Origin of the sequence: Paenibacillus sp. FSL M7-0802 (assembly GCF_038004945.1) — a bacterium.
Taxonomy (GTDB): domain Bacteria; phylum Bacillota; class Bacilli; order Paenibacillales; family Paenibacillaceae; genus Paenibacillus; species Paenibacillus polymyxa_B.
In genome coordinates, this window is record NZ_JBBOSD010000001.1 from 5,105,347 (window position 1) to 5,117,434 (window position 12,088).

The window sequence follows — 12,088 nt, forward strand, 5'->3', positions numbered from 1 at the left end:
AAATAAAAAAAGCCTTGAGAATCAAGGCTTTTGACGAATAGGACGGATGGGGATCGAACCCATGACCCTTACCCTGTCAAGATAATGCTCTCCCGCTGAGCTACCGTCCTGCGGTTACTAGATAATATCATGTATTAACCATATATGTAAAGTGAAAAAATAGAAGTCAGCCTGTACTTCATGATCATTTATATATATAATTCGAATTTAGCGAGTTTGCAATTTGGAATTAATGATAGGGGGAACAGATGATGGCCGCAGAAATTATAAGTGTAACAACAGAGGAACAGCTACAGGAGGCAATATCGATCCGTACCAAAGTGTTTGTCGAGGAGCAAAAGGTTCCTCTTGATTTAGAAATTGACCATTATGACAAGCTGGGAGATACGGCCCATCATTTGCTAATTTGTGAACATGGTGAAATGGTGGCCACTGGTCGATTGACATACTATGAGGAAGATACAGCTAAAATGCAACGTATTGCCGTTCTCAAGGAGCATCGTGCGGCAGGCTATGGACGTGTATTACTGCTAGCACTGGAGGAACGTGCACGTGAATTGGGGTTAAGATACTCGCTGCTAGATGCCCAATGCCAAGCCGAGAGGTTTTACGAAAAGCTCGGTTATGAGACGATCTCCGATGAACCTTTTGACGATGCGGGAATACCGCATGTACGTATGCGCAAAAAGTTGTAGTCGACAGCGTAAGGTGCATACAAATCTGTACAATGTGCATGCTAGTAAAAGTTCCTCCACTATAATACTATGGATAAGGAGCGATACAGTATGGCTGATACAGAACGAGAGCAAATTACAGCAGTACGTAAAGACGGGGATGGCGACCTTACGTCTTTTCAGACATCTACCGGTCGGGTTTTAGATTATAACCAAGCATTGAACGAGATTGAAGCAGGCTCAATTGCAGGCGTTAACGTTTTCAAGGCCAAGGATGGAAGCAAACGAATTCGGGGAGATGCCGATGGAGATCCATCTAATAACCTGGATCAACTGCCATTGTTCTGACCTTACAACATTAGAATACAAGTTCATCATTATATTCAAGAACAGCAAGCCGCCTGGCTATCCTTTGTAGGAAAGCCAGGCGGCTTTTTGTTAATTGTTCAAACTGTATTTAGCATGCTACTCTGCACGTTCCAACTCTGTAAGTTGATATACTCGTTGCTGCTCCAGAAAGGACATGACTCCTGCTTTCTCCCTGAATTGTTCCATATCATCACTATAGTGCATCAGATGAATCCGCTCTTGAAGAGATGGCGCCAAGCTTAGCAGCTCGTCCAACGTCGTATGGACTTCTCCAGCGCCTTGTAATTGAACCTCGTGCAGAATACTCCGACATCCTCGTTCATGCACCAGATGATGAAGCAAATCAGGGTCAAAAACCATATCTGCACTATAAAAAAGGTGGTCATTAATGAATATTGAATAACTGTTTTTACCCGGAATATGCCTTGTAGGGATTAGCTCCACCTGGATACCCGATACTAATGTAGTGGGTACACCAGGCGTTATTACGTTTACCTCGAATACATCTTCAAGCTTGTCAATCATACCTTGCTGTGACATTCCGCCCTTGAGCGTATGTTCCCACAAAGGGTGGATTAGTGGTTCGGCGATATAAAGTAGAGGCTTGCGACGATGGAGAATGTTCATTTGAAAACCGAATTCCTCCAAACCTCCGACATGATCTGCGTGAATATGTGTGATTAAAATTGCGCCAATATCAGGCAAAGGGACGCCCATTTGGTGTAATGCTAAAGAAGCGGTTGTACCGCAATCGATCAGCAGTTTACCTTCTCCGCTGTCCAGCAGCGCGTTGTTGTTGTAATAATGCTTGGCAAAGGCACTGCCTGTGCCAAGCATTTGTATCGTTAGGCTCATTATGGATTATCCCTCCGGACTTTGTGTACTAGGACATTCTACAGTCGTATTTTATCACCTATGCTGCTGGAACTAAAGATTTGGCTCCTTATGTAAAAACTTTGGACAATTTGTGAAACACAGCGCAACTTGTGCGGCTGAGCTAGGTATAAATGTACGACAGAAGGTTTTAAACAGATAACGATGGAGGGATTAGTAGTGATGAAATGGAGAAAAGTGATGGCCCTAGTGATGGCCTTTTCAATAATGGGAGGGACCGCCATTTCGGCGGAATCCGCCAAGGACCAAGTGCAGTTGATTATTAATGGAGAAGTGTCAAAAGATGGCGCAGTTGTCATTGATGGGAAAACCTATGTGCCCATCCGTGATTTTAACGGACTTGTAAATTTTGATCCATCCGGTGGAAAAGTTGTTTTCGACCAGCCTAACGTGCATATGTTCCTGTTCAAGGGAGATACGGTGTTTGGTAACGTGAATAAAGGCAATAAAGTGAAATTTAATGTATTCAGTCAAATTGATACCTTGAAAACAGATATCTCTGGAGTGAAGGTAGCGATCACCGACCCTTCAGGCAACGTGAAGGATATTCAGTCCCAAGATATCAAAGGAGCGCAAAAGGATAACTTCTGGTTCCGTACGAACGACTTTACGTATGATTTCAAAACAGCAGGGAATTACCGGGTTGGTTTCTACATTAAAGAGAGCAAAGACGGCAGCTATACCCTGGTGTCCGAAAAAGTCATTACAGCGATAAATTAGGCATACCACAAATTGACCTGCACCCTTGATCATGTTACGATACGGGGGAAAATAAAACAATTTGAAGGTAGGTATTTCCATGAGTGATCACAAACATGAACACGGTGAAGCCTGCAACCACGATCATGACCACGAACATGAAGAAATGGTTCTTACGCTAACTGATGAAAATGGTAAAGATGTAGAAATGGTGCTGGTAGAGACCTTTGACGTAGAAGATCACGTTTATGCTCTTCTGCTTGAGCGAGGCAATCCCGAAGCGGATGGCATTATTCTTCGTATGGAAGAAGAAAACGAAGAAATGGTGCTTTACAATATTGAGGACGAAGATGAGTGGAAACGTGTAGAAGCCGCATATAGCGAGCTTGTTGCCCAATACGAATAGAATTGGATGTAGCAGCTGCATAGCTCTTTAAGAAAAAGCCCCCAAATGGGGGCTTTTTTTGTTGGCTATCAACATATTTTGTAAGCATGTGTTGACAGTTCAATATTATGAAATAGCGTCAGTCTCGACGATAACCTTCACCTGATGTACTGTTCGGTCCTCAGGTCCTTTAACAGGCAGGCCTACTTCTACATGATCAACAATATAATCAATATTGTCCTGCGAAATAACTTCTCCTGGCAGTAAGATCGGAATACCAGGTGGATACACATAAATGAATTCTGCAATAATGCGGCCAGCAGATTCCTTGAAAGGCACGATTTCCGTATCTCCATAAAAAGCGTCTCTTGGAATAAGGGAGAGCTGAGGAATATCCGGTATCTTTACAACCAGTTCATGCTCCTGACCTGTGGAATAGTGCAGAGAAGCCAGCTCACGCAGAGCTTTCAACAAAATTTCAATTTCCTCTTTGGTATCACCAGGGGTCACCAAACAGAGAATATTGTACATATCGCTAAGCTCAACCTCGATATTGTAGTGATCTCTCAGCCAATTTTCGACATCGTATCCGGTAAGACCTAAATGACGGATATGAACCGTAATTTTGGTTGGATCATAATCGTAGGTAGCTTCCGTGCCGAGAATTTCACTACCAAAGCAATATAGTCCTTCAATCTTGTTAACCTCTGAGCGGCAATATTCAGCCAAATCAAGGGCTCGTTGTGCTATTTCATGACCGTTAAGTGCTAGGTTGCGTCGGGATGTGTCCAAGGAAGCCAACAGGAGATACGAAGTGGATGTCGTTGTCAGCATACTGAAAATCGTTTGTACACGTTGTGGGTTAACGTATCCGTTTTTCGTATTTACATTCAAGATCGAGCTTTGTGTCAAGGAACCGCCCAGCTTGTGGACACTTGTAGCTGACATGTCTGCTCCCGCCTCCATGGCGGACATCGGTAGATCAGGATGAAAATGAATCAGTACCCCGTGAGCCTCATCGACCAGGACCGGCACATTATAGCTGTGAGCGAGATCTACAATTTCTTTTAAGTCGGCGCACACACCGTAATATGTCGGGTTGATAACAAGGACGCCCTTGGCGTCAGGGTGGCGTTCCAATGCCCGGCGTACGGACTTGGTTGTAACCCCGTGGTGAATACCGAGATTTTCATCACTGACTGGAGAAATGAATACTGGTTTTGCACCAGCAAAGATAATGGCAGACATTATAGATTTGTGTACGTTTCTGGGTACAATAATTTTATCACCTGGCAAGCAAATGGACATAATCATGGTGATGATGGCTCCGCTTGTCCCCTGTACACTGTAGTAAGTATAATCTGCTCCGAAGGCATCTGCTGCAAGCTTTTGGGCTTCTTCGATGACACCTGTTGGTTGATGCAGATCGTCCAATGGAGCGATGTTGATCATATCTATGGAAAAGGCATTATCCCCCATAAATTCGCGAAATTCCGGATCTGCTCCGACTCCCTTTTTATGACCTGGGATGTGAAATTGAACCGGGTTGCTCTGAGCGTGCTTCTTCAAAGCAGTAAAAAGCGGGGTGTTGCTTTGATTCATTAGTGTTGTCACAACCTTTCGTGCAGGATTTCGACAATCCTGTGCAAGTGATAATAGAACAAAATTGAGTATAGCAGTTTGAAGTAGGAATGCAAGCGATTGAGGGCGCATTTATTTGCGAAAGAGTGGAGTAGGCGGAGAACCCGGTCTTTATAGCCAAAAAACGAAGGTGGAGGATGTGGATTAGATGTGGCAAAAAGGACGAAAAGAAGCTCCGCAGCGGCTGTGGACTCCTTTTTTTAGCAAATTGTGGGTTTTGGTATTTCTAGTCGAATTTATGAAAGGATCTCTTCTGGTATCCATCCTTCCGGTATATATGGGAGAAACGCTTGGTTTGTCAGCCGGGATTATTGGTTTAGCCTTTTCACTTCAATATTTTGGAGACAATGCGTTCCGGGCACCGGCGGGCTGGATGGCTGAACGGCTTGGTTACCGTGGAACGATGTCGACCGCACTGTTGTTTACGCTTGTAGCTATTATTATGCTGAGCGTACTGTCAGAGCCCGTGTGGCTCGTCGTCGCGTGTCTGCTGCTCGGTCTGGGTACTTCTCCGCTCTGGCCTTGTGTTATGACCGGAACGACCGAAATGTCCGGGCCTAATAACAGCAATGGCGCGGCGATGGGCACACTGGAAATTGCGTCTATGGGCGGAACGGGATTGGGTCCGCTCATTATGAACTTCGCCATATCCCACTATGGGCATTCTTACGGCATGGTGTTCATGATTTTGATAGGATGCAGTGTTGTATTGTTGTTGGTTGCTCTCATGCTGCCAGGACCGAAAAGGTCTGCTAACAAAGGTGACCTCGAACAGAGCGCTCTAGTGTCGTCTGATGGGCACATAAAGCAGAAGCGGGGAGTTCTGAAAGGAATCCAGGAGACGATTGGCGTGCTCAAAACAAAGCTTAACGTCAATCCGTTAATTTACCCGGCGCTGTTTTTGCAGTCTTTTGTTATCGGTTTAATCAGCCCGGTACTGACGCTATACGCTCGGACGGACCTCGGGATTTCACCAAACCTGTACAGCGTCCTCCTGATTGCAGGCGGTGGGGTGACTGTGCTGGCACTGATCCCTTGCGGCAAGTTGGTCGACCGACTTGGAACGGAGTATTTTCTACATGTTGGTTTTTTGCTAGCCGGAATTACACTGTTTCTCTTTTCAATCGTTCGCTCTATTCCGCTGGTGTTTGTATCCGTAGCGCTTATTGGTTTGGGATATGCGCTCATTTTGCCTGCATGGAACACATTTCTTGCCCGACTGATTCCGGAAAGCGAGCGAGCAACGGTATGGGGCTTTTTTTTAACACTTCAAGGCTCCGGCATGGTTATAGGCCCGCTCGTTTCAGGAGTGCTATGGGACCGTGCCGGACACACAGCACCATTTATCATCAGTGGGGTCGTGATGCTGCTCATGTTTGGCTGCCACCTGGCTCTGGCGCGTAATCCACGCAGGAAGACTGTGGAGGCCTGAACAGCACCTTGAAAAGCGGCGAGGGCTACTCTTTCGAGAAAGACATTCGGTACAGCGGCAGTAAATGCTCAAAGGTAGAACGCACAGCCTGTAATAATGCAGCCCCGTCGCTGGCGAGTGGATCTTCTCGGTCAATACGGATTCCACACATGACCTCCGCTTTTTTTACCTGTTGCAGCTTGTGGATGATCGTTTGAAAATCTTCATTATCCATGTGTTGTTGTTCTGTGCCTTCTGGAGCCATATGATCCATGGACCAGTAAAAATGATCCGGTAGGTTAGAACGTACATCACTCAGGTTGGCTTCGAGCGCCTGGGCAAATGTAGCTTTGTTCGGGCTTTCATAAATAATTGCGAAGATGACGAAAAGATGGGAAGCGAACATGCCTACCTCAAAATGCGGCAGCGCCTTGTATCCGCGCTTGTTTGCCGCCCAGGCAACCCAAGTATCTTTGGGGGGATTGACTTTCCGTCGTGCATGCTTGGCAACGTGAACGTGCATAGGCTCCCCACATAAGTCTGTCAGGAACGGGGCCAATTCCTCGCCAATTGCCTCCAGCTTGGGCCGAACCTGCTGAATCAGCACTTCCATACGAGGCTCCAACCCCGGTATTTCAAAAACATCGAAGTCCTTTGCAGTAAATCCACTAAATGTCATTCCTTTTCCTCCTGTAACTGGGTTAGGCCATGTCGTGTGGCGTAATATGTCCGATTATAGCATAATGCCGCCGGGCGTGGCCGACTTTAGACCAGGTTTGAAACAAGCATATAAGGCAAAAGTAGGATTGTGCGCTGTTACTCATAAAAATAGGTCAAATAACCAAGTACCCTTACATAAAATGAAGTATAAAATAGAGCAAGGGAAGATCAAGCGGGAAAGCCGCAGGCTTGCTGTAGCCGGACTTCTTGAATCGGACTTGAAAAAGGAGGGAATGCCGTGAACAAGGGCTGTGAGGTAGAATATTGCAATCTAGAGCTCCGGTTTAGCCGTCGGCATATCCATAATCTGATCAAGGATTTGATATCGGAAGGGTATTCGCTGTACTGGAGCGAGGATGAGTCGTACCTGGTTTTGTCGGTGAGAACCGGGCGCAAGCTGGTGAAGCTCCGTTTTCAACAGCTGCGCACAGGACACTACAAGTTGGCTGGAGATTATGTAATCCGCGATGCCAAGCTGGCTGAGTGGTTGGAGAAGCTGATTGGAAGCACCCGAGGTCATGCCATTGTCAAAAGAGTTAAGGATCATCATATTTTAGTAGAAAATATTTTGTTCGGTGAGGTTATTCGTCTGGTCGAGGTTACTGGCTTTAAGCAGCGTGTCATTTATCAGAAAGGACCGGTGCTGTCCGCACAGGAAATGGAGGATATGTACGCTTCCAATGAAGGGGAAACCCGGCTGCTGCTGCTCAAAATGGAAGTAGACGATGAATTGGAGAAACTGTTCACAGCGATGACAGACGGAGATAAGGCTAAAATCGGGAATTGCCATGAACGCCTGCAAACGCTATCCCACCAACTGTTGATGATGGAAGTGTAATACATCTGAACACCTCATGAAAATGGGGTGTTTTGATCTGTGAATAGACAGGGGTTCACTTCTGACACCAAAAACGTTAAAATAGAAGTGCACGTGTTCCGATTCACATAAAGTGTAATGCGGTAAAGCGGCGATGTAGAAGACAAAATATGTTGCAAAGGATGAGGAACCAGATGGCAAAACAGCAAATTGGTGTGATCGGCCTGGCGGTAATGGGTAAGAATTTAGCCCTTAATATTGAGAGCAGAGGCTTCACCGTCTCGGTTTTTAATCGCTCTCCAGAAAAAACGCACGATCTTATCAAAGAAGCAGAAGGTAAAAAACTGACGGGTACTTTCTCTATTGAAGAATTTGTGAACTCATTGGAGTCACCCCGTAAAATCCTGATCATGGTTCAAGCTGGTAAAGCTACAGATGCCACGATTGAACAGCTTGTGCCTCATCTGGACAAGGGCGACATTATTATAGACGGAGGCAATGCCTACTTCCCTGATACACAGCGCCGCAGCAAGGAGCTGGAGGAAAAAGGACTTCGCTTTATTGGTACAGGCGTATCCGGTGGTGAAGAAGGTGCCTTGAATGGTCCTGCTATTATGCCAGGTGGACAAGAAAGTGCCTATAAACTGGTAGAGCCGATTCTAACGGCAATCTCTGCTAAAGTGGAAGGCGACCCATGCTGTACATATATCGGTCCCGACGGTGCTGGTCACTATGTGAAAATGGTGCATAACGGTATCGAGTACGGCGACATGCAATTGATCGGTGAAGCTTATCACCTGTTAAAATCAGTCCTGAACGTGAATGCGGAAGAGCTTCATGAAATCTTCACGGAATGGAATAAAGGGGAACTGGACAGCTACCTGATCGAAATTACAGCTGACATCTTCTCCCAATACGATGCTGAAACAGGCAAGCCAATGGTAGACGTTATCTTGGATGCTGCTGGTCAAAAAGGTACAGGTAAATGGACAAGCCAAAGCGCTTTGGATCTGGGTGTGCCATTGTCCATGATTACCGAATCCGTATTCTCCCGCTTCTTGTCTGCTATGAAAGACGAGCGCATTGCGGCAAGCAAAGTGCTGAGCGGTCCTAATGCTGAGTCCTTCAGTGGCGACAAAAAAGAATTTATCGAAAGCGTACGTAAAGCACTGTTTGCAAGTAAAATTGTGTCCTATGCTCAAGGTTTCGCTCAAATGCGTGCAGCTTCCGATGAATATGATTGGGATTTGAAATACGGAAAAATCGCTATGATCTTCCGCGGCGGTTGCATTATCCGCTCGCAATTCCTGCAAAACATCAAGGATGCATATGACCGCGACCCTGCCTTGAAAAACCTGTTACTGGATTCTTACTTCAAAAATGTAGTTGAAACGTATCAAGATGCATGGCGTCAAGTGATTTCCGTAGCTGTATCTCAAGGTATTCCAGTGCCTGGCTTCTCCAGCGCGCTTGCATACTATGACAGCTACCGGACTGAGCGTTTGCCAGCAAATCTGCTGCAAGCACAACGTGACTACTTTGGTGCCCATACGTTCAAACGTGTGGACAAAGAAGGCGTATTCCATCATCAATGGTTCTAATGAACGGACGGATATGCATGAATAGCATTATGTAATACAACGGAAGCTTTTTTGCCCTATGGGTAGAAGAAGCTTCCGTTTTTTAATTTTTAATTATGGATATCATTCTAGGGTAGTAGAGGATTGTGTAATCTTTTGAGGCTATGGTATGATAGGGACAGAACGTTTTAATGCATTACCGCGTCTAAGCTTTGAGTTAAAACAAAAGAGACGGGAAGTTCCCGTCTCTTTTGTTAAGTAGGTTTTCTATTGCTCCTGTGCCCATTGCAGCATGCCGCCGGTCATGTTAGTACAGCCTTCATAACCTAGCTGCTGTAGATATTCGCAGGCTCGTTCACTGCGATAACCGCTCCGGCAAATAAAGATAATTTCACCGGTGCGTTCAATTTCTTCAAGACGACCCGGAAGTTGTCCGAGCGGAATGTGCTTGGCACCTTCAATCATGCCTTCCGCTACTTCTTCCGCTTCGCGGACGTCGATTAATTGCAATTGCTCTCCTGCTTGCAGACGTGCGCGCAACTCAGAAGGTTCAATCAGGGCGATTTGCGTCATGGCCGGACCTCTTTTCTGATAAATAATGGGTGCTACGTATGTTTTTGACGTGTGCAAAATGTCACACACACTCTATGTATGATAGCTAAGCTATCTCTAGGCTGTCAATCGGCTTAATCCTAAAGGCAGGTATAGATTAATTAACCGACGGGATTCACTCGGGCGACCTAGATTAATATTTCTTATTTTTTGGGTGGAGAAATGAATGCTACAACTTGTATAATTAACGTAAAATAGGATGGTTTGAACCGAAAAGGAGCATGTACATTATGGATGTTATCGTTAGACCTACCCCTTCCTTGCAAGGAGAGATTGGGGCCCTATCCTCCAAAAACTACACTACCCGTTATCTGCTCACTGCGGCACTTGCTGAGGGACAAAGTACCATTTATTATCCAGCCCATAGTGAAGACAGTGATGCTATGCGTCGTTGTATCGCCGATCTGGGTGCAGTACTGGAAGAGGATGATGAAAAAATAGTTATTACAGGTTTTGGTAGCCATCCTCAAGCTGTGAAGGAATTGAATGTGGGAAACGCAGGAGCGGTGCTCCGTTTTTTGATGGGTATTGCATCTCTATGTCCGGATGTTACATTTGTTAATACATATCCCGACTCATTGGGTAAGAGACCACATGATGATCTAATCGATGCACTGGGGCAACTGGGTGTGGAAGTAGATCATCGTGAAGGTAAGTTGCCAATTCGTATTCAGGGTGGTCAGGCGAAGGGCGGTAAAATTCAGGTGTCCGGCTCGGTTAGCTCACAATATTTGAGCGCCTTGCTATTCCTTACGCCTTTACTGGAGGAAGACAGTGAAATCGAAGTGCTGCATGACTTGAAATCCAAGGTGGTCATTGGGCAGACCCTGGAGGTATTGCAAGAGGCTGGTATTATCATTCATGCAAGCGATGATTACATGTCTTTCCGTGTCCCGGGGCGGCAATCCTATCAGCCACGTACGTATACTGTACAGGGAGACTATCCAGGGAGTGCAGCGGTGCTAGCGGCTGCTGCAGTAACGAATTCTGATGTTACCATTCATCGTCTTAAAGAGCAGAGCAAACAGGGAGAACGCGCTATCGTAGATGTGCTGCGCATGATGGAAGTGCCACTGACACACGAGAACGATACCGTTGTCGTGAAGGGCAATGGCCGATTGAAAGCTGTCGAGTTTGACGGTGATGCTGCAACAGACGCTGTGCTTGCAATGGTGGCTGCGGCTGTATTTGCTGAAGGCACGTCCCGCTTTTATAACGTGGAGAATTTACGGTATAAGGAATGTGACCGCATTACCGATTATTTGAATGAGCTGACCAAGGCTGGAGCTCGGGTAGAAGAACGCCAAGCGGAAATTATCGTACATGGCAGACCGGAGGGTGTCGAAGGTGGCGTGGAAATTAACGCGCATTTTGATCACCGTGTTATTATGGCCTTGACGATTGTAGGTTTGCGTTCACAGAAGCCGTTAGTGATCAAGGATGCACATCATGTCGCCAAATCGTATCCGCAGTATTTTGATCATCTAACGACGCTTGGTGCTTCTGTAGAATGGGTAAAATAAAAGCAAACGAAGATGCGAATAGGAGGGAACAGGATGGCTTTTGAAAATCCGTCGAGAGAAGAGATTAAAACCATTTTGGAACAAGTAGGCAATATTGCGGTTGTTGGTTTGTCTGATAAATCAGATCGAACCTCTTATATGGTTTCTTATGCCATGCAGAAGCGGGGATACCGGATTATTCCGGTTAACCCTGCGGCGGCAGGGCAAACGATTCTTGGGGAGACTTGTTATGCCAGTCTTGCTGAAGTACCTGAGCCTGTGGAGCTGGTCAATGTATTCCGCCGCAGTGAATACTGTGCAGAGGTTGCGCGTGAAGCAGCAGCTATTGGAGCTAAGATTTTATGGCTTCAACAGGGGATTATAAGCCAGGAAGCCGCTGACATTGCGCAGGAGCATGGAATGACGGTTATTATGGATCGTTGCATTAAGGTGGAGGACTCAGTGACCCAGGCTGTACGTAAAGGATAAACAAGGATCAGTGACCCGTGCTATACGCACATGAAAACCTTCTTCCCTTGCTTCACAGGGTTGAAGGTTTTTGGTGCGAAATGAGGAATATGGTAAAGTATATTATACTTTTAGCAATCCATATAATGTATGTATGCCTGATGATGAAAATGGTCTAGACGGATTCATAGTGTTATCTGTTGTGGTGATAAAGTTTTTTGACCTGTAGAAGTGTAAATAAATATTTTGGCAGATGGAATCATTGCTTTGACAAAAGTATTTATTCGGCTTACCATCAGGGATAGAAAGGAGAGGA

13 protein-coding genes and 1 tRNA gene are annotated in these 12,088 nt (G+C 45.7%); 9 read left to right on the forward strand and 5 right to left on the reverse strand.

Annotation, left to right across the window (positions count from 1 at the left end; genetic code table 11):
• Positions 1-38: 38 nt before the first annotated feature.
• Positions 39-110 (reverse strand) — tRNA-Val (locus MHB54_RS23245).
• A gap of 141 nt (positions 111-251) precedes the next feature.
• On the opposite strand from MHB54_RS23245, the gene MHB54_RS23250 reads away from it, so the two are divergent.
• Positions 252-695, forward strand: coding sequence for a GNAT family N-acetyltransferase (locus MHB54_RS23250; protein ID WP_023989346.1), 444 nt, complete (start codon positions 252-254; stop codon positions 693-695).
• A 90-nt stretch (positions 696-785) separates the two neighbouring features.
• Positions 786-1,022, forward strand: a complete 237-nt coding sequence (locus MHB54_RS23255) for a DUF3892 domain-containing protein (RefSeq protein ID WP_023989345.1) — start codon at positions 786-788, stop codon at positions 1,020-1,022.
• Positions 1,023-1,139: 117 nt separating this feature from the next.
• Here the strand turns inward: MHB54_RS23255 and MHB54_RS23260 are convergent, their stop codons facing one another.
• Positions 1,140-1,898, reverse strand: a complete 759-nt coding sequence (locus MHB54_RS23260) for an MBL fold metallo-hydrolase (protein ID WP_340982039.1) — start codon at positions 1,896-1,898, stop codon at positions 1,140-1,142.
• Positions 1,899-2,099: 201 nt separating this feature from the next.
• Between MHB54_RS23260 and MHB54_RS23265 the strand changes: the two genes are divergently transcribed.
• Positions 2,100-2,657, forward strand: a complete 558-nt coding sequence (locus tag MHB54_RS23265; RefSeq protein ID WP_023989343.1) for a hypothetical protein — start codon at positions 2,100-2,102, stop codon at positions 2,655-2,657.
• A gap of 79 nt (positions 2,658-2,736) precedes the next feature.
• Positions 2,737-3,042 (forward strand): DUF1292 domain-containing protein, encoded by a 306-nt coding sequence (locus MHB54_RS23270; RefSeq protein ID WP_007431055.1) that lies wholly within the window; start codon positions 2,737-2,739, stop codon positions 3,040-3,042.
• A 105-nt stretch (positions 3,043-3,147) separates the two neighbouring features.
• Here MHB54_RS23270 and MHB54_RS23275 read toward each other — a convergent pair whose 3' ends face one another.
• Positions 3,148-4,623 (reverse strand): aminotransferase class I/II-fold pyridoxal phosphate-dependent enzyme, encoded by a 1,476-nt coding sequence (locus tag MHB54_RS23275; protein ID WP_013310938.1) that lies wholly within the window; start codon positions 4,621-4,623, stop codon positions 3,148-3,150.
• A gap of 187 nt (positions 4,624-4,810) precedes the next feature.
• Between MHB54_RS23275 and MHB54_RS23280 the strand changes: the two genes are divergently transcribed.
• Positions 4,811-6,094 carry an MFS transporter gene (locus MHB54_RS23280; protein WP_023989342.1) on the forward strand — a complete coding sequence of 428 codons (1,284 nt, stop codon included), beginning with the start codon at positions 4,811-4,813 and terminating at the stop codon, positions 6,092-6,094.
• A gap of 25 nt (positions 6,095-6,119) precedes the next feature.
• Here the strand turns inward: MHB54_RS23280 and MHB54_RS23285 are convergent, their stop codons facing one another.
• Positions 6,120-6,752, reverse strand: a complete 633-nt coding sequence (locus MHB54_RS23285) for a YktB family protein (protein WP_025724011.1) — start codon at positions 6,750-6,752, stop codon at positions 6,120-6,122.
• A gap of 279 nt (positions 6,753-7,031) precedes the next feature.
• Between MHB54_RS23285 and MHB54_RS23290 the strand changes: the two genes are divergently transcribed.
• On the forward strand, positions 7,032-7,631 hold the full coding sequence (locus tag MHB54_RS23290; RefSeq protein WP_023989339.1) for a hypothetical protein: 600 nt from the start codon (positions 7,032-7,034) through the stop codon (positions 7,629-7,631).
• 173 nt (positions 7,632-7,804) lie between these two features.
• A complete protein-coding gene (gndA, locus tag MHB54_RS23295) occupies positions 7,805-9,211 on the forward strand; it encodes an NADP-dependent phosphogluconate dehydrogenase (protein ID WP_013310934.1) in 1,407 nt (468 codons plus the stop codon).
• 246 nt (positions 9,212-9,457) lie between these two features.
• Here the strand turns inward: gndA and MHB54_RS23300 are convergent, their stop codons facing one another.
• Positions 9,458-9,763 (reverse strand): rhodanese-like domain-containing protein, encoded by a 306-nt coding sequence (locus tag MHB54_RS23300; RefSeq protein WP_160790156.1) that lies wholly within the window; start codon positions 9,761-9,763, stop codon positions 9,458-9,460.
• Positions 9,764-10,032: 269 nt separating this feature from the next.
• On the opposite strand from MHB54_RS23300, the gene aroA reads away from it, so the two are divergent.
• Both aroA and MHB54_RS23310 read left to right on the forward strand, forming a co-directional pair.
• Complete coding sequence (gene aroA / locus MHB54_RS23305; protein ID WP_264453599.1) at positions 10,033-11,325, forward strand: 3-phosphoshikimate 1-carboxyvinyltransferase; 1,293 nt, start codon at positions 10,033-10,035, stop codon at positions 11,323-11,325.
• A gap of 33 nt (positions 11,326-11,358) precedes the next feature.
• Positions 11,359-11,793 carry a CoA-binding protein gene (locus tag MHB54_RS23310; protein ID WP_013310932.1) on the forward strand — a complete coding sequence of 145 codons (435 nt, stop codon included), beginning with the start codon at positions 11,359-11,361 and terminating at the stop codon, positions 11,791-11,793.
• Positions 11,794-12,088: the final 295 nt, after the last annotated feature.